Raw genomic sequence first — 25221 nt, 5'->3', positions numbered from 1 at the left:
GAGCTTCAATCTCTATGGTCCAACGTAACTGCCGATGCATCTATCCAGCCAACGGTTGTCTTTCTGCCCTTAAACTCGAACTGGTAATACGCGGCATCATCTAAATCTCTGTGATCCAATAGGTTTAAGCGATCTCCGCGAATTAAATAAGATCGCTGCGGTCTCATTTGACCATCGGCACTTGGCATAAAAATAACAGCCTTGCTTTGGGAAACCGTTGCTGTTGCTGGCAATCCTGAGACTACTACCATCAGCGACGCTCGGTCACAGGCTCCAATTGAATCACATCGAATGACACGTTCCAGCGTGTCGTTAACGGCGTCTGACTTCTCGCAGATATAGGGCGATTTTCCTGGCGGATAACACAGTTTTTCCTTGTGCCAACGAGCTGCGTCTCGGTAGCTGCTAATTACTACGCCATTTGCGAAGTCTGGATTGATGATGGTTGGTATGGATGGAACTTTATATGGTGGCGATGAAGCGGTGATTTCGTATACGTCGTAGGACTCATTAACGTCGCTACGTGCATTCATGACTGCAATAAAGCATTGGCCATTTCCCCAGAAATCTCCAGCAATAAGTTCTGATGCGCCATCATCGAGTTCGTTTTTTATGTGATATGACCCAGCCCCAGACTCCAAGGTAATGACGTTGTCATTGAGAGTTGCGGTGACTTTTAAATGCTCGCAGAGTTGTCCCGAATCAATGCTTTTCCCGGGGGGTAGTTGTAGGTAGTCAAAAGTCTGAGTGCCGTCTTCCGCAGGCAGTTTGTTGCTGCAAGCTGCTAGTGACAGGGCCAATAGCAATAGGGTGAATGACGAATGACGCGTCATTTCAGCTTCTCCCTGATCCTCTTGAATAGTGTTTGACGCTCGGAAAGTCCACGATCGCCGCCGTTCACTACCTTAGTTATTCGTTTAACTACTTCGTCATGAAGCGCTTCGTCGCTCAAGGTTCCCGATAGCTCTGCGTAGTAGCGATCAGTCTTGGCGTTTATGTTCTCACCTTTGAACTTTGTCCAGAACCAGAAGGCGCTATCGATGACTGTCGTTAGGTCCGAAGAGACGAGCATAGGGTCGCTGACTACTTTTGTTCCAGAATAGTCCTCATATTTCTGATAAGTGCCCTTCCACGTCAGTTGAATAATTCCTTTGCCTTTGTAGGTGGGGCCATCCCCAACGCTGGTGTTGCCCTCGGCGAGAATCTGCTTGCGGCGTCGGCACTTCTTCTTGTTGTATTCTGGGTTGCCAACGGTGCAATAAGATTCCGGATAGTTAGATATATCGTAGTCTGACCCGCTTGCATATTCGATCGTTGTATTGAAATGATCGCTCTCGTGATAGCACTGGGCGAGGAAGTGTTGCTTATGTAAGCAGTTTTCGAAACCGTACTTAGTGAAGGCAGAGTTCATAAGATCGACAAATTTATCGATGTTTGCATCGTAAGAATCGCCATCTGTTGGCATGTTCTTGTGATTGAATATCTTGCGATCGCCAAAGATGTCACGAAAGTTTGATGTTGTTAGTTCGCAGCAGCCAGACGGTGAATTGAAATTTGCGATCACTGCAATCGGATGCATATGGAGCATCGTGGCTGCTTCGGGGAGGCCCTTCTTTCCCTTGAGCTCGTTCCACCACTGCAGTTCCCTGATGCGCCCCTTCTCTTTCGCCCAATCGTTGGCTTTGTCGCCCATGTGCGGATCGAGCTCATCCCACTTGCACATATCGCCGCCCCATTCGCTTTCGTAGCGGGCGATCACGCGTGATATGGTCTGCGCGAGCCACGGCTTCTTCAGCGCTGCGCGAAGTTCGTCGGTAGTCAGGCCGTCCTTCTTGTCGGCATCGATCACGTCGTAGAGCTTCTGGAATAGTGCGCCTTCCTTGGCGCGCTCGGCCTTGGCCTTGAAGTCATCCTTGTCGGCGGACGTATCCAGTCGCTGATTGATGATCTGCTTGCCGTGCAGGTCGGTCAGCACTGCGGTTTCGCTGACTATTTCGAATCCTGGCCATTCCCATGGGGATTGCAGGTGACCGGTTTCACACGCCCATCCAAGCGTATTGCCGTTGGCGTCCGGCGTATCGACATCGATCTCCCACCAGCGCACGCCCTTGTCGTCGGTTGCGGTCCTCTTGAGCGTCTTGATCGCAGCAACACGCAGATAAGTGGCTTGCGGTCCGTTGGCACCGCCGGATTGCAACGGGAACTGCTTCCATGCCTGGAGCTCGCCCGCTGTCGATGCCCGCTGTCCGTTCACCCCCAGCACAGTGCGCTGCACCCACAGCGCCTCACCGGTCGGGGTCTGCTTGACTGCGTTGGGGTTCTTTTTTGTGGGGGCTGGCGTGGTCGCAAGTTGCTGCACCTTGGCCCAGTCGCCGGACTTGGGGGAGTCGCTGGAGAGTTTGACGTCGGTGCCGGCGGCGATCGTCTGGTCGGGTTCAGCGGGCAGGACGAGTCGGGTGCCCTTGTCGAGCACCAGCAGGGTTTTCTGCCTGGCGTCGAGTTCCTTGCCACGGGCCCTGCTTTTGTCGATGAAGCTCTGGACATCATCGCCGCTGAAGATTTCGACATGGAGCAGCGGCCTGTCCTTGCAGGCCATGGCGCTCGTATCCACGTAGCGCTGGTACTGGCCCAGGTAGCCGATCAGATCGCCTGCCTTGATAGGTGCAGGCTTGTCCAGCACATGGACTGAGTCTTTTGTTTTCGGCTCGCCCTGCGCCACATCAAGCTCCTTGGTGTAGACCCAGCCCAATGGAGCATCAGCCAGAGCGGCATGGACAGGGTCTGCTTGCATGGCTTCACTATCCACAGAGGCGATCTTGCGCCAGGCGCCTGTACCAGGTTCGAGCGTGATTCTGGCGCCAGGAGGCAACCAGCCAATGGCCGGCGTCTTGCTGCTGTTGCCCTGGCGAATCCGGATGCCTTTCTCTTCGGTCGCGGGCTGGGCATATGGATTCTTGTCGACGGCTTTCTTGTCGACGACCCGCTTCTCGCTGTCGTTCCAGAACGCAGGTCGCGCAAGAGCCTTTCCGGCTTCGTGGCCAGTCCAGTCCAGCAGGTGCATGTACAGGCTGAAGAACGTCAACGTGGGTTCTTCTGCCGATTGCCTGGAGTCCGGCGTGGCTGGCTGTGACGCCGCAGTCTTGTCGCCTGCCTTCGCATCTGTCGCGGTCTTCTTTGGCGCCGGCGGCAATTGCAGCCGGTGTTTCACCAGCACGAAGCCCTTCGAATAGATCGCCTTGCCGCATTCGTACTCGACCTGGGGATAGGCGCTGTCGATGCGGTAGGCAATGACTTCGCCGTCGGCAATGCAGCGTACGCCCTCGTCCTGCGCCAGGACGTTGCCGGTCTGGCTGCCGAAATGGATGCCGCCATGCCACAGGCCGTTGGCACCGATCGGATAAAAGCCATCTTCAGCGGTGGCCAGCGCCTCGAAATAGATACTGGGGTCGGTGACTTCGGCCGCCTTGGCGTCTTTCGATTTCGGGTCGCCCCTGCGCTTGAAGGGATACGCCCATTTCCTGATCGGTTCGGGCGTCTTGGGGGATTCGTCAGCCATCAACAACTTCCTTGTTATTTTTCAATTAGCCAGAGAAATCCAGCATGCGTTGCGGTTTCAGGTTGATCAGGCCGTTGGGAAGCGACAGATTCACGTTGCCCTGGTCGCCTTGCCGCCACGGATGCTGGCTGGCCTTGACGGTGAAATTTCCCGGGCACTCGAAACGAATGTCGCCCCCGTCGAGCACGATCTGCGATTGCCCGGCCTGCAGCACGATCCGGGTTTGCGCCAGTACATCGATCCGGTCATCAGTGGCGGTGACCGTGACGGACTGGTCGGCGAGCAATTCAAGTTCGCCGGCATGGGCCTGGACGGTGACCGGGCTGTTGGCGGCGATCACGCGCAGCGGGCCGGCGTGGGCGTAGAACGCGGCAGGGCCGCCGGCGACGGCGGCGAAGGTCTGGCCAGCAGCCAAGTGCGCGTCGTCCTGGGTTGTCAGGTGCAGTGCGCCGCCAGCGTAGGCGAGGGCGCTGTTGGGAGTCGCGGCGACGATGCTGTCCGGGGATTCGGCCAGCAATAGCGGGGCGGCGAATCTCTCGACCGGCTCGTTGCCTTTGCGCGCGTCCACCTTTGGCTTGGTAGCCCGCTGGCCACCGATGCTGCCGCTGTATTTGCCGTCCTGTTCGGGATCGATCGCCTTCAGCAGCGCGCTCTGCTGCGAATTGGCAGATAGCGCCGGCACGTGCTGTTGCGTGGCCGCTTCGCTCAACGCCTGGGCGCACTCTTCGGCGGCCTTGAGCCGACCGACGGCCTCGGTCACGTCGAGCTGCGTGCTGGTATGGCCACTGCGTGCCGACGTCGATAGCAGCATGCCTTGTCCGGCGTGCAGATTGCCCCAACCGGCCGTGGCGACCTCGAAACCCTGGCCGCGATAGCCTCCGCGTAGATGGTCCGCATGCTCGATCAGATAGCCGATCTCGGCGCGGCTGTCGGCGAGTGTGGTCGCCAGACGTTGGCGCAGTTGGCCCCGGGCATCGTCGATGACCCATTGCTGGTGGCCGCTGCCATCGACGCTGCCATGATGCAGGCCACTGAGCGTGCCCGGATGGTTGCTGGCGTCGGCCAGCGCGAAAGAGGGCGAGACCTCGCCGTTGAACAACTGTCCGGTGATCAATGGCTGGTCGATGTCGGCGTGCAGGAATTCGACCAGCACCTCGCTGCCGATCCGGGGCAGCATGTGGCTGCCCCAGTTCGGCCCGGCCAGCCATTCGGCGACGCGCACCCAGGTGCCGCTGCGTTCGTTGCCGGGCGCATGTCCGCTCGGGTTGCCACGGCTGCCGGCGTCGGTGAGGCCGCCAGCGTTGGGTGCCGTGCCGCGCTGCCAGTCGAACTGGATGCGGACCTGGTGGTCACGCGTGGCAGTGATCGCCGCGTTGGGCATGCCGACCACGCGCGCGGTCTGTGCACCAGGCGCGAGTGGCTTGTGACGCGCCTGCGGCACCAGCGGCGTGCCGGTCGGAACCGCCAGGAAACGATTGCGATAGCTGCCGCGTTCCCGGCCCGGGTCGTCGAGCAGGGCAGCGATGCCGTCGCCGAAGTCCGGCGCGTGCGCCGTGACGGCATTGTTCACGGCGACATGCTCCACGGCTATCGGGACGAAGGCCTGTCCTGCCAGGTCGGGATGCTGGCTCAGGGTGAACACCCGGCCGGCGGCCAGGCCGCGGGCGCTGCCGGCACCGGCGTGCAGGCGCTGCGGCAGCCGCAGGGCGTCGAGCATCAAGTCAGCCTGTTGCTGGGCCTGTTCTCCGGTGGCGTAACGAGCGGCACGCGGTACGGCATACACCTCGCGTCGCGGCACATGCGGTCCGACCGGTTCGACTGCGCTGCCGGCCGACAATGCCTCGACCCTTTCGGGCTGCCAACTGGCCGTGCCGACCGCATCCGGAACTACCTGGCGCTGCTCGCTGAAATGGGACATCGCGTCTTCCGTTTCGGTGGCGTCGATCCGGTGGAAGCGAATGGTGGCCGGCGTGGCCTGCGGCAGTTCGCTGCTGCGATCGAAAATCACCAACGTGTGCTGCACCTGATTGCGATCGCCTGCGCTGTCGGTGGCCGGGACGTGTTCGAACCGCCAGGCCAAGCCCGCCTCGGCGAGCAGGCGCGTCACGAATTCCCAGTCGGTTTCGCGGTACTGGGTGATGACGGCGCGCGTTGGCAAGGTCTGCGTCACATCGCTGCGGAACGAGGTCTGGGGGTAGTCGGCGAATACCCCCTCCACGGCGCCCAATGCATCCGTGTCCTGGAAAATCAGCGCGTTGCGTCGCAACTGCAGGAACGCGGTCCACGGTTCCATGGTCAGGCGATAGCGCGCGAGGCCGCCATCGCCGCCAAGCGCAGCGACCTGAGTGCAGTAGCCATGCCATTGGCGCAGATCGTCGCTGGCGGTGTGCAGCCCAAGACGCAGCGGCTTGCCCAGCAGGGGTCGCAGATCCAGGAAGGCGGATGGCGACAGGCAATCGATCTCGAACTTGAACGCTTCGCACACCGCTTCGTGGCCGCTGAAGCGTTCGACTTGCAAGGGCAGCGGCTGCGGTGTCTCGATCACGATCAGCCGGTCGTGCGAATCACCCAATGAAAAAAGAGTTGCGGTCTCGCCGTGCGCAGGCGCTGGTTGTTCGCTGCGGTCACCGTGGAGTGGAGACGGTTCGCGAGCCGCCGGTGTGTAGTCGCGGAGGCGTTGCCGCCAGGAGGAAATTTCATGCGGCACCGATTCGCCCGCGTCTGCCGGATCCCGTGCGTCCAATGTCGAGGCAGGCGGACTGTCGATGAGTGCAGCCTGCTGCGGCAACCACGCGATCTTCCCGGCCTGGTCCCGGATCGTGTCGATTCCGCGGAGAACCTGCGATGCGGCTGGCGAATCGAAAACCGCTTGCGATCCGCTGCCGGCATCCACGTGATCCTGTGCGAAGGCGCGGACCGCGTTCGACAAGGTTTCCGCAGGCGCTTCGGCAGAAGACATTCGGTGCGCCGGCACCATGGCGTCGGCGGTCCGAGCCGGGCCCGACTTCAGGTAGTGCTGTACTGCAGTGGGCGCCATGCTGGCGACGATGGCTTCGGGTTCGGACCCTTGCAGCAGCGCCTGCACGACCACGGCGGCCAGCGGTGCAAGCTGCGCCAAGCCCGCGAACATGGCGGTGCCGCCATCAGCGAGTTGGCCCGAAGCGATGACGGTTTCCAGCGTGCCGAGCGTTGCGCTGGTTTGCGTGGGCAACTCGCTGCGTGCCATCGCCACCAGTTCCTCGGCCAGCGCGGTGGTATCGCCGCCGGAGCGGGCAAGCGTGATCAGTTCTTCGGCCAGCGCCGTGGTGCCGGCATACGGCATTGCCTGCGCGCTAGCGAGCGTGGCCGTCGGAGTGCTGACGGTCGAAGACGTGTCGGCCAGTGCGGCGGTGATCGCCGACAGCAACTGGGCAGGGTCAGCCATGACGCGGCCCTCGCGCGAATTCGGTACGACGGGCGCACAGACTCAGCGGCGCGACTGGCTCGCGATCAGGGTGCAGGATGTCCATATCCAGGGAGTACTCACGGCAAGGTAATCGTCAGGTGTGCGGTACGGGCCGGGAGTTGCACGACGTCCTTGTACCCGGCCAATTGTCGTTCGGTGTGGCGTGCCAGCAACGCATTCAGTCCGAAGAATCCGAGCAGGCCCACTGCGGCAAGGAAAGCCGCGGGCGCCCACAGCGGCATGATCCGGCGCAGGGCATGTGCGACGCGGTCCGGCGGCAGCGCATGCGGCGCAAAGCCGGCACGCCGGCCCTTGAGGTAGGCGATCTCGTCGCCCAGCCTTGCCGTCAGGTAACCGAGTTTTTCCGGTCCTTCCAGCCGGTACTTGCCTTCGAAGCCCAGCAGCAGGCAGTAGTGGTAGACCTCCAGCGATGGCAGGCGCGGCGCGCCCTGTGAACGCAGTTGCTCGAGCCGGTCGAAGAAATGCTCGCCGGCCAGGTGCTCGCCGAACAGGCGCAGCTGCAGCGGATTGCGTTCCCAGTCGTCGCGCAGCGGCGAAGGCTGCGACAGCACCGCTTCGTCGACGGCAGCGCAGAACGCGTACTTGGCCGCGTAGACATCCTCCGAGGCGATCCCGAGTTTGACCGCGCCGCGCTCCATGCTGTCCAGGAAGTGCTGGATCGACTCCACGAACGGACCTTCACTGGTCGGCAACTGTCCGCGCTTGAGCAGCATCAGCAGGTAGAAGCCGTCGGACATCAGGTCGACCAGGCTGCGCGGATTGACACCGGCCTGCGCTGATACCGGATTGGCCAGCGATGGCGACAGCGAAGGCATGCCCTGCGGAACGGGAGGCTGGGGATAATTCATCGTCTCAACTGCCTTGTCGTGTCGTGGCCATCATGGCGTCAATGCGATCAGTTCGAGCTTCAGTTCACGCACACCCGCGGGGACGTAGATCATCAGCGATTGCGACTTGAGCATGCGTTCGTACAGCGCACCGCGTGGTTCGATCGCGAAGTAATGGCTGCCGGGACGCACCGGGATCGCGGCAGGCACCTGCGCGGCGTGCGCGAGCTTGACGCCGGGCAGTGCCGACAGCACGCATTTCTCGACGTCGTCCGGAGCGCCGACCTTGAAGCGCACCGGTACCGACTGCACCAGTTCCGGACCGGGCAGGTCGGCAGCCACGCCCAGGTAGAACGCGGATTTCTCGTCGATGCGCTGCGAGTCCAGCCGGCCCAGGTGGAACGAAGGCTTGACCTCGGACAAGGCGATCGAGAAATAGCGCGCCGAGATCACGGTGTCGAGCAGTTCGCGGATGATCTCGAACAGGCGGTTGAACCCCGCTTCCGGCGTGGCGTGCCGATAGACGGGCAGGTCGGCCAGTGCATGGATCTTTGAAAACGTCAGCAGCGATCCGGCCAGTCGCAGCAACTCCTGATGCAGGCGCTCGGGATGCAGGCCAGGGTGCCGGAACAGGTGCGACAGCGCGGCAAACGACGTGTTGACCGTATGCAGCAGCCAGAACGAGGCGATATCGCCGGAGCGGAATTCGATGACGTGCTGTGACGGTTCGCGATGCAGCCCGTACAGTGCGTCGGCCTTGGCCTGCAATGCATCCAGCAGGCGGCGCAGCTGCAGGTGGACGTTCGGTGCGGCGCCGATGCTGACGCCAGGCGCGATGAAAGACTCGTCGAGTTCGAAGCCACCGGTGGAAGTACGGCGCACGCGCGCGACCGGCAACGTCACGAACGGGCCGCGTGGCTCCTCGTCGGCAAGCAGGCGCACGGTCTTGCGCAGGTAGGCCAGTTCGGCTTCGCCGGCGTCGGTATACAGGTCGGCGGTCTGCGCGTTGCCCTGCATGAAACGCGCTGCGCCTTCGGCGTCACCGCCGCAGTTGCCGCCATGATCCTTGAGCAGCGGCAGTGCCAGATGGATCGTGGTCGACTGCACGCCGGCCGCGAGTTCGGCCAGCGACAGTGCTTCGGGCAGTTCGTCGTTGCCGGGTGCGGAATAGGGTTCGCCATCGGGGAAGATCGCCGACAGCCGCAGCGCACGCAGCGTGCCTCCGGCCAGGCTTTGTGCATCGAAATTCAGTTCGCGCACGCCCCAGGCATAGGGATGCAACGCCGCGGCGAGGTCATGCAGCCTCGCCTCGTGATAGGCATCCTGCCGTTGGAAATGTTGCGGGCGAAGGAACAGGCCTTCCCCCCAGAACACCTTGGACATCCTGTTCACTGATTCCTCGCTGCAATCCATTGCCAACGACGCTTGTCGCGTCGAGGCGTTCCTTCGCCTGGTGCCAGGGTGCTGTCGCAGCCATCCGGCCGGGTGAGGTTACTACAGATCGCCGGGTCGTCGAAGCTCCGCGGCGCGCATGCGCCAATGCACTGAAAGAGCGGTGCCGGAGGCACCGGCACGCAGTACGACGAGTCGATCGCGGGCTGCCACAGCAGGCAGTCCCGAGCAGTATGCTTGGCCGGTCCCGAAGTCGGAGCTGCCATGAACCGTCTGATCCCGATGCTGTTCTGTACGCTGGCGCTGTTCGTGTCCGCTTGCAGGCAGGAGTCCAGCCCGGCCGCGACGCCGACGGCGACCTCCGCAACGCCAGCGAAACCGGAGACCCTGAGCGCCGACACGCCCCGTACCACCGTCGACGGCAACGGCTTCGTCGGGCCGGCCGGCTGGACGATCGAGACCCGCGGCCCGGCGGTGATCCTCACCCCACCGGAAGGTGGCTCGCATATCGCCCTGGTCGACGTGGCGGCCAAGAACGCCGATGCCGCCGTCGCGCAGGCCTGGAAGGCCTACGACGCCAAGGCCAGGTGGCCGCTCAAGCTGGCGACCGACCGGCCGGCGCGCGATGGCTGGGAACAGATACGCGGCTACCAGTACGAAACCTCGGCCAACGACCAGCGCGGCGTCGGCGCGACCGCGCTGCGTCGTGGCGAACGCTGGACCGTGGCGATCTACGACATGGCCAACGCCGTCGGCGATAAGCGCAGTGCCCAGGTCCGGCTGATCTTCGACCGGCTGCTGCCCAAGGGCTACAGCCGCGAATCCTTCGCCGGCAAGACCGCGCACAAGCTCGACGCCGCGCGTCTGGAGCAGCTCAGGCAATTCGTCGAAAACGCACGCCAGCAGCTGGAAGTACCCGGCGTGGCGATCGGCATCGTGCAGGACGGCAAGGTGCTGTTCGCCGACGGCTTCGGCGTGCGCGAGCAGGGCAAGCCGGACAAGGTCGATGGCGATACCGCGTTCATGATCGCCTCCAACACCAAGGCCATGACCACGCTGATGCTGGCCAAGCTGGTCGAGCAGGGCAAGTTCGACTGGGACACGCCGGTCACCCAGCTCCTGCCGGACTTCAGGCTCGGCGACGCCGATACCACCCGGCAGGTGCTGGTCAAGCACCTGATCTGCGCCTGCACCGGGCTGCCGCGCCAGGACATGGAGTGGCTGTTCCAGAGCGAAGGCTCGACGCCGGAATCGGTGATGAAGACGCTGGCGACGATGCAGCCGACCAGCCGATTCGGCGAACTGTTCCAGTACTCCAACCCGATGGCCGCCGCCGCGGGCTTCGCCGGTGGCCACGTGATGTATCCGGACAGGGAATACGGCGCCGCCTACGACGCGGCGATGCAGTCGCTGGTGTTCGATCCCCTGGGCATGGCCTCGACCACGTTCGATTACGACGCGGCGATGCGCGGTGAGCATGCCATGCCGCACGGCCTGGATGTGGACGGAAAGACGGTGCGGGCGAGCATGGACCTGAACTACACCATCGTGCCGGCGCGACCGGCCGGCGCCGCGTGGAGCAGCGTCAACGACGTGCTCAAGTACGTGCAGATGGAACTGGCCAATGGCCTGCTGCCGGACGGCAAGCGCTACATCGCCGAAGCGCCCCTGCTCGAACGCCGCAAGCAGCAGGTCGCGCTCGGCAATGACGCCAGCTACGGCATGGGCCTGATGGTCGATCGCACCTGGGGCATTCCGGTGGTGCACCACGGCGGCGACATGCTCGGCTTCCATTCCGACATGCTGTGGCTGCCCGAACATAATGTCGGCGCGGTAATCCTGACCAATTCAGACCCCGGTGTGTACATCCGCGGCCCGTTCCAGCGGCGGTTGCTGGAAGTGCTGTTCGACGGCAAGCCGGAGGCGGCCGAGAACGTGGAAGCTTCGGTCAAGCGCCTGAAGGAAGGCATTGCCGCGGAACGCAAGCGGCTGACCGCACCGGCGGACGCGACGTCGTCCGGCAAGCTGGCGGCGCGCTACCACAGCGCCGAACTCGGCGACATCGACGTATCGCGCAAGGGCGCGGCTACCTGGTTCGATTTCGGCGGTTGGGAGAGCGAAGCCGCCTCACGCAGCAACGACGATGGCAGCACGTCGTTCGTGACCGTCTCGCCGGGCGTGGATGGTTTCGAGTTCGTGGTCGCCGACAAGGACGGCAAACGTTCGTTGGTGCTGCGCGATGCGCAGCATGAGTACGCATTCGCCGAGGCGAAGTAGCTTTTCAGCTGTCATCCCCGCCTTCGCGGGAATGACGACTTCAGAAGCAAAGGCAGCGGAGCAAGCTCCGCTGCTTTGATTTTCTCCTTCCCCTTCAAGGGGAAGGCCGGGATGGGGATGGGTTTGATCTTGCGGTGACAGTCCAAGTCAAACCCATCCCATCCAACCCCTCTTTGAAGGGGAAGGCTAAAAGCTGCAAGGCAAAACTCACGACTTGCCGTCGAACAGCTCGCGCCCGATCAGCATCCGGCGGATCTCGTTGGTGCCGGCGCCGATCGCGTACAGCTTGGCGTCGCGCAGCAGGCGGCCGGTCGGGTATTCGTTGATGTAGCCGTTGCCGCCAAGCGCCTGGATGGCTTCCAGCGCGACCTGCACGCAGGCTTCCGAGGCGTGCAGCAGGCAGCTGGCCGCGTCGATGCGCGAGCGGTGGCCGGCGTCGAAATCGCGCGCCACCTGGTAGGCGAAAGCGCGTGAGGACTGCAGCGCCGTGTACATGTCGGCGATCTTGCCCTGCATCAGGCTGAAAGTGCCGATCGGGGCGTCGAACTGCCTGCGTTCGCGCACATAGGGCAGGGCGGCATCCAGTGCCGCCTGCATCAGTCCGAGCGGGCCGCCACTGATGACCAGGCGCTCGGTGTTGAGGCCGTTCATCAGCACCTTGACGCCACGGTTGACTTCACCCAGCACGTTTTCGGCGGGGATCTCGCAATCCTCGAACACCAGTTCGCAGGTGTTGGAACCGCGCATGCCGAGCTTGTCCAGCTTCTGCGCCGTCGAGAAACCTTTCATCCCCTTCTCGACGATGAAGGCGGTCATGCATTGGCTGCCCGCATCCTTGCCGGCGGTGCGCATGTAGACCACCAGCACGTCGGCTTCCGGGCCGTTGGTGATCCACATCTTGCTGCCGTTGGCGACCCAGGTGTCGCCACGCAGCTCGGCGCGGCACTGCATCGAGCCGACCACGTCGGAGCCGGCACCGGGTTCGCTCATCGCCAGCGCGCCCTTCCATTCGCCGCTGCACAGCTTCGGCAGATACTTCCGGCGTTGCGCCTCGTTGCCATTGGCGTAGAGGTTGCTGACGCACAGGTTGGAATGGGCCACGTACGACAGCCCGACCGAACCCGATGCGCGCGAGATCTCCTCCATCGCCACCAGGTGGGCGAGGTAGCCCATGTCGCTGCCGCCGTACTCGCCCGGCACGGTCAGCCCGAGCAGGCCCAGTTCGCCGAGCTTCGACCACAGATCTTGCGGAAACGCGTTGTCGTGGTCGATCTGCGCGGCACGCGGCGCGATTTCCGCTTCGCAGAAACGGCGCACCGCATCGCGCAGCGCATCGATTTCTTCACCTAGCGGGAATGGGCGCATGGTCTGTCCGTGATTGGTGATTCGTGATGGGTGATTAGGGAAAGGCAAAAGACGGGAGGCAACTGCTTTTGCCAATCACCAATCCCGAATCATGGCTCTCAATGCCCGCGGATCCTGCCCTGGAAGCGCGGCTGCGCACGGCCCAGCGGCAGCTTGAGCTTGCCGATGGTGCTGATGCGCTCTTCCGCAAGGCGGTCGGCGGCCTGGTAGGTCGGGATCCCATCGCGCTCGGCGATCTCGTAGATGCGCGCCAGGTTGTGGTAGATGGTGCGCATCATCCGCATCGCGCGTTCGCGGTTGTAGCCGTCCAGCTCCAGCGCCACGTTCATCACGCCACCGGCGTTGACCGCGTAATCCGGCGCATACAGGATGCCGCGCTTGACCACTTCGTCGCCGATCGCGTTGTTGGCCAGCTGGTTGTTGGCCGCGCCGCAGATCACCTTCGCCTTCAGCCGCGGCAGGGTCTGCTCGTTGACGGTGCCGCCCAGCGCGCACGGCGAGTACACGTCGGCCGGCACGTCGTAGATCTCGTCCAGGCCGACGGCTTCCGCACCGTATTCGGTGACGGCCTTCTCGACCAGGCCCTGGTTGATGTCGGTGACGAAGATCTTGGCACCGCGTTCCTTCAGCAGCTTCACGTACTCCATGCCGACGTGGCCCAGGCCCTGCACGGCGTAGGAATACTTGCCGACTTCCTCGTCGCCGTACTTCTTGTTGAGCGTGGCCATCAGGCCCTGCAGCGTGCCGTACGCCGTGAACGGCGAGGGATCGCCCGAGCCGCCATGCACCTGGTGCACGCCGGTGACGTATTCGGTCTCGCGGTACACGTATTCCATGTCGTTGACGTCGATGCCGACGTCCTCGGCGGTGATGTAGCGGCCGCCCAGCGATTCCACGAACTGGCCGAACGCGCGGAACAGCGCCTCGGACTTGTCGGTGGCCGGGTCGCCGATGATCACCGCCTTGCCGCCGCCGATGTTGAGGCCGGCGACCGCGTTCTTGTAGGTCATGCCGCGGCTCAGGCGCAGCACGTCGTTGAGCGCATCGCCCTCGGTCTTGTACGGCCACATGCGCGTGCCGCCCAGCGCGGGGCCCAGCACGGTGTTGTGGATCGCGATGATGGCCTTCAGGCCGGCGTCCTTGTTGTGGCAGAACACGACCTGCTCATGGCCGAAGGTATCGAGGGTTTCGAAAATCATCATGAACTCCAGGCGCCGACAGCCGCGTTGCGCATCGTGAAGGACGCCAAATAGGTGTTGTAAGACGTTGAAATAGCTGCATTCGCGGGTGAAAACGGCAGGATGCCGGGCGATGCAGGCGCGTCATTCTAAGCAGTTCCCGTCGCAAAAGCCCGCGCATACGGGCACGCACGGTTTATCGGGCGGCTAGAAATCGCGATAGCGGCGGTGGCGAAAGTGCAGTGTCGCCAGCCATTGGCCGACGCGCTCGGCGGCCGGGACGTTGCGGCCACGCAGGCGTGCCTGTACCTGCTCGATCGCGTTGCCATCGACAATCACGGCGCGTCCGGGCTTGGCTGCGACCGCGATGCCGGCCGCGGCGAACGCGAAGCCGGCATCCGCATTCAGGAAGACATGGATCGTCCTGGTCCGGTCGCCTGCGCGGGCAGCGGCCCTCGCGTGCGCATCGGACCGGGGAGGATCGTCGACGTCGGGCGCATGTGCATGTTCGAAATGCGAGGTCCGCAGCGGCTCGGCCTGCGCCAGTTCCATGCGCGCGGAACGTGCCAGCCGCAGCTGCACCAGGCGCAGCGCCAGGTCTTCGTGGTGGAGGCCGGTGCCATCGTCCGCATCACTGTCGTACCGCGCGCAGGCCACCAGCAGGCGGCATTCGTCGGCCGACAGCAATGCGTCGATCTGCATCAACCACGGCTGCTGCGACAGGGTCTGCGTCGCTGCCGCGTGCAGGTCGTCCTCCAGCGCGATCGTGCCCGGTGGCGCCGCGCGTGCGCCTGGCGTGGCAGGCGCGGCTTCGTCGGGTCGCCAGATGGCGGGCAGCGGCGCGACGCCCATCGACGCCAGCCGTCGCCGTATCCGCTGCGCGGCGGTGGACTGCATCGCGCAGCCTTCGCCTCGGGCCAGGCGTTCGGCCAGCAGTTGCGCCGCGATGATGGCGCCATGGCTGGCGGCGCGGTCGAGCAGTTGCACGCAGGCCTGCTGGTCGGCCTGGTTTTGCTTGCGCCCGAAATGGATCGCCGCGGCAAGCAGCGCCTGCGGACAGTCGCCCTGCACGGCGGCAAGCACGCGTTCGTTGATGCGGCCGTCGCGCGGCATCGCGACGCCTCCCAGCGCGATGAACGCCAGCTGGCAGCTGGCCTCGGCATTGCCCATACCTTCGGCGTGGCGCAACCAGTACACCGCCGTGCGTGGTTCGGCGTTGCAGCCGATGCCGTGCAGCAGCATCCGCGAAAGATCGAGTTGCGCCGGCACGAAGCCTTCGATCGCAGCGCGTTTGTGCAGAACGAAGGCTTCGGCATGCGCCTGCCGCGCAGCCAGCGCGATGGCAAGGCGATGCAGTGCGGCGGGATCGCCGTCTTCGGCCGCTGTGCGCAGCGCCGGCAATGCATCGATGTTCGATGCGGCGCTCACAGCTGCGATTCGATCGGCAACCAGCCGATCACGCGCGCGATCGCGCGCTGGACCACGCTGGTGTCGGGTTCGTGTTGCAGCAGCAGTGGCGGCTGCCGCGCGCGATCCAGCCAGCGCACCTCGCCGTCGTCGTCGAGCAGCACCCAGAAGCTCAGTTCGGGGCTGGCCAGCCGCAGATATTCGTCGCGCAGGGCGGCGGCCATGCGCGGATCGTCGAACAGCACACCCATCTCGGTATTGAGGTCGGTCGAACGCGGGTCGAGGTTGTAGGAACCGACGAAGCCGTGGCGGTCGTCGATCACGAACGCCTTGGTATGCAGGCTGGCGCCGCTGCTGCCGAACAGGCTGGTGGCGTGGCCGTCGCCGTGCGGCGGCCGTGCTTCGGCACGGATCTCGTAAAGCTGCACGCCATCGCGCAGCAGTCGCCGCCGGTAATTGCCGTAACCGCCATGCACGGCGATCACGTCGTTGGCGGCCAGCGAATTGGTGATCACGCCCACCTGTACGCCTTCGCGCACCAGTTCGCCCAGTTGCGCGGCCAGCGCCTGGCCCGGCACGAAGTAGGGCGATATCAGCAGCGCCTTGTGGTGCGCCTTGCCCATGGTCCGTTCCAGCTGGTTGGCCAGCCATTGGCGGCGATCGTCCTGCTTCCACTTCAACGGCGGATCGGCGACGACGCGGATGCGGCTGCTCCAGAACGGATCCAGCTCCTTGCCCAGATAGGCACGTACGTTCGGCGAGGCATCGACGCGCTGCAGGTAGCGCTGCGCTTCCGGGCTGGCGGCTTCCACGCGGATATCGGCCTGCACTTCTTCCAGCGCACGCGAACTGCGGCGGGCGAGGGTGGACAGCGGCACCGCGGCGGCGCTGTTCCAGTAGTCGTCGAAGATCGCACTGGCCTGCGCCACCGCCGGGCCGAACAGCAGCAGATCCAGGTCGCGGAAATTCACTTCGTCGCCGGCATCGAAGTATTCGGCGCCGATGTTGCGCCCGCCGACCACGGCCACGCGGCCATCGGCGATCCATGCCTTGTTGTGCATGCGGTGGTTGACGCTGAATACGCGTTGCACCATCTCCAGCACGCGCCACAGGCCATTGCGGTTGCGGAACGGGTTGTACAGGCGGATCTCGATGTTGGGATGCGCATCCAGCAGCAGCAACTTCGTGTCGAGGCCTTCGGCATTCATGTCGTCCAGCAGCATGCGCACGCGCACGCCGCGTTGCGCCGCCTGGTAGGCCTCGCGTCCGAGCAGGCGGCCGGTGAGATCGTCGTGCCAGATGTAGTACTGCAGGTCGAGGCTGCGACCGGCGCTGCGTGCCGACAGTGCACGTGCCGCGAACGCATCCAGCCCGTCCGGCACCATCAACGCGCCGGTCTGGCCGGGATGCCTGGCCAGCAGCGGCACCAGTTCGCGGTCGAGTGCGGTCTGTGCGGCCTGCACCGGCAGCACGTGGCTGGGCGCGCCGGTGGCAGCCGGCGTCAGATGATCGGCCAGCAGGATGCCGCTGACGATCGCCAGCACCAGCGTGAAAGCTCCCCAGGCCAGCAGGCGGCGCATGCGCGTCATTCGGGCTTCCCCAAGTCCGTAACGGTGGCCACGCGACGAGTATCGGGTCGGCCGCGCGCCGCGACAAGCGTAACGCGATGCCGGTCGCGGTTCAGGAGACGGTGCGGGCGCAAGCTGTCCCGGCATACCGATGACGAGCCGTATTCGCCGCGCTGCCTTGTCCGCGCATCCGCCGGTTCGTCGTTGTTCCTGCAGTCGCCTGCAACGCAAGGAGAAAGCCCATGGCCGCCCGCAAATCGCCGCGCAAGCCCGCCAATGCCACGCGCCTGTTCGACGCGCGCCCCGATACCGCCGACTTCCGCGATCGCATGTTCGAGCCGACCCTGGTCGACGTGCCGACCTCTGTGCCGTTGTCCGAGCACCTGCAGCGCGACGTGCCGATGCTCGACCAGGGCCTGGAAGGCGCCTGCACCGCGTTCGGCCTGGCCACCGTCGCGCATACGCTGTTGCGCACGCGCAGTTCCGGCGCCAACCGCACGCGGGTCAGCACGCGCATGTTCTACGACATGGCGCGGCGCTACGACGAATGGAGCGGCGAGAGCTATTCCGGTTCCAGCTGCCGCGGCGCGATGAAGGGCTGGCACCGCCACGGCGTGTGCTCGGAACGGGCATGGCCCTACCAGCCGGGCCTGGAACTGGAGCCGTACACCGAGGCACGCGCACGCGACGCGCTGCGGCATCCGCTTGGCGCCTACCTGCGCGTCAACCACAAGGACCTCGTGGCGATGCACGCGGCGTTCGCCGAGGTGCGCGTGCTGTACGCATCCAGCGGCGTGCACGAAGGCTGGCTGGCGCCGCCGCGCAGTGGCCGGATCGCATGGCGCGAGCAGGACGAACTCGGCTACCACGCCTTCGCCATCGTCGCCTACGACGACGACGGCTTCTGGATCCAGAACTCCTGGGGCCGCAGGTGGGGACGCGAGGGCTTCGCCCACGTCAGTTACGACGAATGGCTGCAACGCGGCACCGATGTCTGGGTCGCGCGCCTGGCGGTACCGGTGCAGCTGCGCCGCGCGCAGGCCACGGCGGTCAGCAATTCCGCGCTGGCCCGGCAATCCACCGGCTATTCGCAGGCCGACCTGCGCCCGCACATCATCAGCCTCGGCAACGATGGTCGTCTGCGCGACAGCGGCCGCTTCGGCACCACCATCGACGACGTGCGCAACATCGTGCGCGAGGACATGCGCGAGACGATGAAGTCATGGAAGAAGAAACGCGTGCTGCTGTACGCGCACGGCGGGCTGGTGCCGGAACAGACCGCGATCCAGCGCGTCGCCGACTATCGCGAGGCGATGCTCAAGGAAGAGATCTATCCGCTGTGCTTCATCTGGAAGACCGACTTCTGGACCACGCTCGGCAACATCCTGCGCGACGTCGCCCGGCCGCGCAGCGAAGGCCTGCTCGACAAGGCCAAGGACCTGCTGCTCGACCGCCTCGACGACACGCTGGAACCGCTGGCGCGCGCGATCGGTGGCAAGGCGCTGTGGAACGAGATGAAGGAGAACGCGATCCTCGCCACCACTGCGGTCGTGCGCACCGCGACTGGCACGCAGGAGGCCGGCGGCGCCGCGCTGGTGGCGCGCCTGCTCAACGAATGGATGGGCACCGATGCCTCGGTGGAACTGCATGTCGCCGGACACAGCGCCGGTTCGATCCTGATGGCGCCGCTGGTGCAGTTGCTGACCACGCCGGGACGGATCAGCGGCGGCCCCGCCGACGGCATGGCCGGCATGGGTGCGAAACTGGCCAGCGTCAACCTGTGGGCGCCGGCGATCACCGTCGAGCTGTTCCTGATGACCTACGCGCGCGCCATCGAAGCCAAGCGCATCGACCGCACCTGCCTGTTCACGCTCACCGACAAGGCCGAGAACGACGACCACTGCGCCGGCGTCTACCACAAGTCGCTGCTGTACCTGGTCGCGCATGCGTTCGAAGCGCAGGCGCGCAGCTGGATCGACCGTCGCCTGGCGCAGGGCACGCCGATCGCCGGCATGGCGCGCTTCATCGAAGCGAAGACGCCCGCCGACCAGGCCCTGGGCTACGAACGCCTGCACGAGTTGCGCAGGACAGGCCGCCTCGACTGGGTGCAGGCGCCGATATCCGGCCTGCCGCAGGGCTCGCCCGATGCCAGCGACGCCACGAGCCACGGCGGTTTCGACGACGACCGCGCCACGCTGGAAGCCACGGTCGCACGCATCCTCGGCCGCGCCGGCACGCCGGTGCAGTTCGACATCCATCGCTCCAATGCCGGTCTGGACGACCGCCGCAACAAGCTGTGTCGCGCGCTGGAGGGTTGATCGCGCTCGAGGTGTGATGCCTCATCGCTTTATGCCGTCATCCCGGCGAAAGCCGGGACCCATCTTGATCTGGCTGCATTGCCTTCCAGGTGCGTCGGGCCAAGCCGAGAGCGCCAGCTTTCAGCCGTCATCCCCGCGTCCTTCGACAAGCTCAGGATGAGCGAGGCGCAGCGCTGAGCGCGACCCAGTGACTTGGCTCCAGACATCCGCCGCACACACCAATAACCCCGCAACCCACCACAAAACCCACAAGAACAAGCCCCGCAGCCCTCCGCGCTACAATACGGCCATCACGTATTCCGTATAGAGAGCGCCATGAGCACGCCGGCCCAGAGCATCCCCCAGACCCAGGCCGATACCGCGCCGCTGCGTTTCGTCACCGCCGCCAGCCTGTTCGACGGCCACGACGCGGCGATCAATATCATGCGCCGGCTGATCCAGTCGCAGGGTGCCGAAGTCGTGCATCTGGGCCACAACCGCTCGGTCGAGGACGTCGTCCGCGCCGCGCTGCAGGAAGACGCCGACGCCATCGCCCTGTCCAGCTACCAGGGCGGCCATGTCGAGTACTTCAAGTACATGGTCGACATGCTCAAGGAGCGCGGCGCCCCGCACATCCGCGTATTCGGCGGCGGCGGCGGCACGATCACGCCGGAAGAAATCCGCGAACTCGAAGCCTACGGCGTCGAACGCATCTACCACCCCAACGACGGCATGAAGATGGGGCTGGTGGAGATGATCGAGGACGTGGTTGCGCGTGCGACGCGCAACCGTGATTCGTCATTGGTGATTGGTGATTCGAAAGGGCGGGCAGCGCCGGCGATCGACGATGAAATCGCCATCGGTCGCATGCTCAGTGCCATCGAGGACGGCGAGTTCAGCGAATCCGAACTCGCCCTGCTGCGCAAGGGCTGGGCCAATCCCCGCTCTTCCGAATCACGAATCACCAATCACGAATCACGTCCCACGACCCCCGTCGTGGGCATCACCGGCACCGGCGGTGCCGGCAAGTCCTCCGTCACCGACGAGCTGCTCAACCGCTTCCTGTCCAGCTTCCCGGACATGCGCATCGCGGTGATCTCAGTCGATCCCACCCGCCGCCGCACCGGTGGCGCGCTGCTCGGCGACCGCATCCGCATGAACTCGCTGCGCAGCCATCGCGTCTACATGCGCTCGATGGCCACGCGCCGGCAAAACGTCGCCACCAACGCCGTGCTGAAGGACTGCATCGCCTTCCTCAAGGGCCTGGGCTACGACCTCGTCATCGTCGAGACCGCCGGCATCGGCCAGTCCGATTCGGAGATCGTCGACCTGGTCGACTTCCCGATGTACGTGATGACCAGCGACTACGGCGCGGCCAGCCAGCTCGAGAAGATCGACATGATCGACTACGCCGAGCTGATCGTGCTCAACAAGTACGACAAGCGCGGCGCCGAAGACGCGCTGCGCGACATCCGCAAGCAGTGGAAGCGCAATCGCGTCGCGTTCCAGACGAAGGACGAGGACGTCCCGGTCTATCCCACCATCGCCAGCCAGTTCAACGACCCCGGCATCAGCTGGATGTTCGCCAACCTGTGCCGACTGCTCAGCGCCAAGCTGCAGCTGCCGGTGGAGCAGTGGACGCCGCAGATCGACACCACCCTCAAGGAACCGCGCGCCACCGTCCTCATTCCCGGCGCCCGTGTCCGTTACCTCGCCGAAATCGCCGAACAGGGCCGCAGCATCAACGCCGGCATCGACAAGCAGGCCGAAGCCGCCGACCGCGCGCAGAGCTACTGGCAGTCGCTGCAGGACATCGGCGACGACAAGCTGCCGAAGCAGCTCGACCTCTACAGCGTCGACGACCTCACCAGCACCGTCATCCCGAGCGCAGCAAGGGACCTGCTGGATGCTTCTCCCACAGCAAAAGAACAAGCAGGTCCCTCGGCTTCGCCTCGGGATGACAGTCATGGCATCGACCGCTCCCTCCTCACCCTGCGCCAACGCTACAACGAGGCCATCCAATCCCTCTCGTCCGAATCCCTCAAGCTGCTGCGCGAATGGCCGCAGCGCCTGAAGTCGATCACCGACGAAGTCACCGAGTACGAAGTCCGCGGCAAGAAGATCCGCGTCGAGAACTACCGCGAATCGCTCAGCCACCAGAAGATCCCCAAGATCGCCGCGCCCACCTACCGCAGCTGGGGCGAACTGCTGGTGTTCCTGCAGAAGGAAAACCTGCCCGGCAGCTATCCCTACACCGGCGGCGTGTATCCGTACCGCCGCACCGGCGAGGATCCCATCCGCATGTTCGCCGGCGAAGGCACGCCGGAGCGCACCAACCGCCGCTTCCACTACCTCAGCGTCGGCCAGCCGGCCGCACGCCTGTCCACCGCCTTCGACAGCGTCACCCTGTACGGCGAGGACCCGGCGCCGCGCCCGGACATCTACGGCAAGATCGGCAACTCCGGCGTCAACATCCCCACGCTGGACGACATGAAGAAGCTGTACTCCGGCTTCGACCTGTGCGCGCCGACCACGTCGGTGTCGATGACCATCAACGGCCCGGCGCCGATCATCCTGGCGATGTTCATGAACACCGCCATCGACCAGCAGGTGGAGAAATACCTGAAGGCCGACGACGCGCGCTGGGCCGAGGCGCAGCAGAAGATCGACCAGCTGTTCGAAGGCCGCCAGCGTCCGCAGTACCACGGCGAACTGCCGCCGACCAACGACGGCCTCGGCCTGGGCCTGCTCGGCCTGTCCGGCGACCAGCTGGTCGATGCCGACACCTATGCCCGCATCAAGGCCGAGACCCTGGCCAGCGTGCGCGGCACCGTGCAGGCCGACATCCTCAAGGAAGACCAGGCGCAGAACACCTGCATCTTCAGCACCGAATTCGCGCTGCGCATGATGGGCGACATCCAGCAGTACTTCGTCGACAGGAAGGTGCGCAACTTCTATTCGGTCAGCATTTCCGGCTACCACATCGCCGAAGCCGGCGCGAACCCGATCTCGCAGCTGGCGTTCACCCTCAGCAACGGCTTCACCATCGTCGAGTACTACCTCGCGCGCGGCATGAAGATCGACGACTTCGCGCCCAACCTGTCGTTCTTCTTCAGCAACGGCATGGACCCGGAATACACCGTCATCGGCCGTGTCGCCCGCCGCATCTGGGCGCGTGCGATGCGCGAGCGCTACGGCGCCGACGCCCGCAGCCAGATGATGAAGTACCACATCCAGACCAGCGGCCGGTCACTGCACGCGCAGGAAATCCAGTTCAACGACATCCGCACCACGCTGCAGGCGCTGTACGCGTTGTTCGACAACTGCAACAGCCTGCACACCAACGCCTACGATGAGGCCATCACCACGCCGACCGAGGAAAGCGTGCGCCGCGCCGTCGCCATCCAGATGATCATCAACAAGGAACTGGGCCTCAACTTCAACGAGAACCCCTGGCAGGGCAGCTTTGCGGTCGAGTACCTCACCGACATCGTCGAGGAAGCCGTCTACAAGGAGTTCGAAGCCATCAGCGAGCGCGGCGGCGTGCTCGGCGCCATGGACACCATGTACCAGCGCGGCAAGATCCAGGAAGAGTCGATGTACTACGAGCACAAGAAGCACGACGGCTCGCTGCCCCTGGTCGGCGTCAATACCTTCCTGCCCAAGGAACACGCCGGCGAGATCGCCACCGAGATCGAACTGATCCGCAGCACCGAAGGGGAGAAAGGCCAGCAGATCGAGAACGTCGCCCACTGGCAGCGCTCACGCAATACACTGGCACCCAGCGGCGAGACCTCGCATGCCCACATCGCCGATGCCGACGAGGAAGCGCCGATGGTCCACGACGGACATGGTCTGGGCTACCTGCAGAAGACCGCGCGTGACCGGAAGAACGTGTTTGCGGCGTTGATGGAAGCGGTGAAGACGCATTCGCTGGGGCAGATCAGCCATGCGTTGTATGACGTGGGTGGGGAGTATCGGCGGAATATGTAACGCGGTAGGAACCTTGTAAGGAAAAGGCCCATGTGAATGGGCCTTATTATTTTCTGTTGCGAACTGTTAGCGGCATCGCCAACGAATTGTTCAGGGGGAGTAATGGTTAACGACTTGGGGATTTCTGATAAGGCTTTGACCTTGCTACCAAAGGGGATAGAGCTGGCTAAGGATGTTCTAAATAAACTTGATCAACGCGCGCAATACGAATTTCGAATCGGCCACATTGAGTATTGCACTAACGTTATCAGGAAGTATTGTCGATCTCGCACATTCTTTGTTCGAGACGAGCCGCAGTTTATTGAAGATTTCTATGTGCCAGCGTCAATACAAAGAGGCAGTAGGCAAAGGGTGGATAAAGCCAATCTTGCCTCTCTATTTAAGGTGGGCAGGAGGGCGATTGTTACCGGAACGGGCGGGTCCGGGAAAACAATATTTATGCGCTATCTATTGCTTGATGCGATTGAGCGCGGCGTTGGTTACCCTGTTTTCATCGAACTGCGAAACATTAATGAGTTAGAAGAGGTCGATCTGGAAAAATTGATCGTCGGGTTCATGAAGGAGCATGGATTCCCGCTTTCGGAATCTTTGGCGATTCGGTCGCTCCAGGAAGGGTTGCTGGTCATTCTTCTGGATGGATTTGACGAAGTGGTGGCATCAAAGCGGAAGGTTCTTGAGGCTGCAATCAAAAAGCTCGCTACACAGCACCCATGCCAGATAGTTTTGTCATCGCGCCCGGATATGGTGCTCGAAGGGTGGGACAGCTTCTCAAGTGTGCGGATCGCGCCTCTCGAACTTGAGGAAGCGTGCGAGCTTATTGCGAAAATCCGCTTTGACGATGATAAGGAGATAAAGGATAGATTCATTGCGAAGCTGAAAGGCGGGCTTTTCAGGACTCATGAATACTTTCTGTCCAACCCGCTGCTGCTATCAATCATGCTGCTGACTTATGGCGACTCAGCAGATATTCCAAAGAAGTTTGCGTCTTTTTATGAGCAAGCGTACACGGCGCTTTTTCAGAAACACGATGCTTTAAAGTCGGGCTATAGGCGTGAGCGACAGACTTCGTTGGATATCTATGAGTTTGCCAGGCTATTCTCGACTTTTTCCGCCATTACTTACAACAAGCGAGCGTTTCGTTTTTCCATGGTGGATGCGGTCGGATTCGCGAAGCAAGCTCAACGTGTTGTTGGGATGCCTGGCATATCACCTGAGGATTTTCTTCAGGACGCGAGACAGGCAGTTTGCTTGTTAATTGAGGACGGGCTAGATCTTGCTTTTGTGCACAGGTCATTTCAGGAATATTTTGTCGCTCGTTTTATAAATGACGCAGATATGTCTCTGCAGAAGCAGTACATCAAGCAGTTGTCTTCCAAAGAGCAGGAGCCGCTGTTTGAGGTGGACAATGTATTAAAGTTGCTTCATGAGATGAGTCCTGCGCTGGTGGAGGAGAATTACCTAATACCTGGATTGAAGGATTTATTTCCTTCGCCAAGCCGCAAGCTGTCGCTTGCTGGGTGGCGGCGAATATTTATGCAGGTTTTTGATCGCGTACATATGCATGAGGAGAATTCTCTCAGTTTTTCGGTTAGGCACTGGCGTCGATTGGCGCTGCTCTTATTTATGAATGACAATTGCGTCACGCAGCGACAGCGTCGTGTTAAGAAAGTAAGCGAAGAGCTTGGAGAATTCTTCGCTGAGGACAAGTCGATCCGCCTTGATGATGTTTCAGAAAGGTCACCATTGTGGGCGGAACTTGGGAGTTATCCTGGCGGATTTTGCTTGAGTGCCTTTGAAGAGGTCCGTAGGGAATACGTTTCTATGCTCGCCAGATCACGGGAACGAGCAAAGGCGATAGGGGATGTTTTCTCCTTTGCGGACAGAAAGTAAAAGGT

Annotated in this window: 13 protein-coding genes; 4 read left to right on the top strand and 9 right to left on the bottom strand. The window is 63.2% G+C overall.

The annotated features are described in order from the left end of the window. Positions 1-5: 5 nt before the first annotated feature. The 5 genes from IP90_RS04065 to tssK form a co-directional block, all read right to left on the bottom strand. Positions 6-833: a hypothetical protein gene (locus tag IP90_RS04065; protein ID WP_144898350.1), complete on the bottom strand. Its 828-nt coding sequence runs from the start codon at positions 831-833 to the stop codon at positions 6-8. Continuing rightward, entirely contained in the window at positions 830-3556 is a 2727-nt protein-coding gene (locus tag IP90_RS04060; RefSeq protein WP_144898349.1) for a glycoside hydrolase family 19 protein, read from the bottom strand. The genes IP90_RS04065 and IP90_RS04060 overlap by 4 nt, the downstream gene beginning before the upstream one ends. A gap of 25 nt (positions 3557-3581) precedes the next feature. Continuing rightward, positions 3582-6980 (bottom strand): type VI secretion system Vgr family protein, encoded by a 3399-nt coding sequence (locus IP90_RS04055; RefSeq protein ID WP_242007477.1) that lies wholly within the window; start codon positions 6978-6980, stop codon positions 3582-3584. 98 nt (positions 6981-7078) lie between these two features. Continuing rightward, positions 7079-7870, bottom strand: a complete 792-nt coding sequence (icmH, locus tag IP90_RS04050) for a type IVB secretion system protein IcmH/DotU (protein WP_144898348.1) — start codon at positions 7868-7870, stop codon at positions 7079-7081. 30 nt (positions 7871-7900) lie between these two features. Next, entirely contained in the window at positions 7901-9232 is a 1332-nt protein-coding gene (gene tssK / locus IP90_RS04045) for a type VI secretion system baseplate subunit TssK (RefSeq protein WP_144898709.1), read from the bottom strand. Between the two features lie 273 nt (positions 9233-9505). Between tssK and IP90_RS04040 the strand changes: the two genes are divergently transcribed. Further along, positions 9506-11518 (top strand): serine hydrolase domain-containing protein, encoded by a 2013-nt coding sequence (locus tag IP90_RS04040; protein ID WP_242007476.1) that lies wholly within the window; start codon positions 9506-9508, stop codon positions 11516-11518. A gap of 207 nt (positions 11519-11725) precedes the next feature. Here IP90_RS04040 and IP90_RS04035 read toward each other — a convergent pair whose 3' ends face one another. The 4 genes from IP90_RS04035 to IP90_RS04020 form a co-directional block, all read right to left on the bottom strand. Further along, positions 11726-12883 carry an isovaleryl-CoA dehydrogenase gene (locus IP90_RS04035; RefSeq protein WP_144898347.1) on the bottom strand — a complete coding sequence of 386 codons (1158 nt, stop codon included), beginning with the start codon at positions 12881-12883 and terminating at the stop codon, positions 11726-11728. Positions 12884-12981: 98 nt separating this feature from the next. After that, on the bottom strand, positions 12982-14082 hold the full coding sequence (locus IP90_RS04030; protein ID WP_144898346.1) for a Glu/Leu/Phe/Val dehydrogenase dimerization domain-containing protein: 1101 nt from the start codon (positions 14080-14082) through the stop codon (positions 12982-12984). A gap of 186 nt (positions 14083-14268) precedes the next feature. Continuing rightward, positions 14269-15489 (bottom strand): tetratricopeptide repeat protein, encoded by a 1221-nt coding sequence (locus tag IP90_RS04025; RefSeq protein WP_144898345.1) that lies wholly within the window; start codon positions 15487-15489, stop codon positions 14269-14271. Then, positions 15486-17057, bottom strand: a complete 1572-nt coding sequence (locus tag IP90_RS04020; protein ID WP_425477066.1) for a phospholipase D family protein — start codon at positions 17055-17057, stop codon at positions 15486-15488. The genes IP90_RS04025 and IP90_RS04020 overlap by 4 nt, the downstream gene beginning before the upstream one ends. A gap of 221 nt (positions 17058-17278) precedes the next feature. Here IP90_RS04020 and IP90_RS04015 point away from each other — a divergent pair, with 221 nt between their 5' ends. The 3 genes from IP90_RS04015 (at position 17279) to IP90_RS04005 (ending at position 25216) form a co-directional block, all read left to right on the top strand. After that, on the top strand, positions 17279-19354 hold the full coding sequence (locus tag IP90_RS04015) for a C1 family peptidase (RefSeq protein WP_144898344.1): 2076 nt from the start codon (positions 17279-17281) through the stop codon (positions 19352-19354). Positions 19355-19669: 315 nt separating this feature from the next. Beyond that, on the top strand, positions 19670-23326 hold the full coding sequence (locus IP90_RS04010) for a methylmalonyl-CoA mutase family protein (protein WP_144898343.1): 3657 nt from the start codon (positions 19670-19672) through the stop codon (positions 23324-23326). 102 nt (positions 23327-23428) lie between these two features. Next, a complete protein-coding gene (locus IP90_RS04005; protein WP_158635262.1) occupies positions 23429-25216 on the top strand; it encodes an NACHT domain-containing protein in 1788 nt (595 codons plus the stop codon). The last annotated feature ends 5 nt before the right edge of the window (positions 25217-25221 follow it).

Source organism: Luteimonas cucumeris (assembly GCF_007830035.1).
GTDB classification, from domain to species: Bacteria; Pseudomonadota; Gammaproteobacteria; order Xanthomonadales; family Xanthomonadaceae; genus Luteimonas_C; species Luteimonas_C cucumeris.
This window is presented reverse-complemented; position numbering and strand designations above follow the sequence as displayed.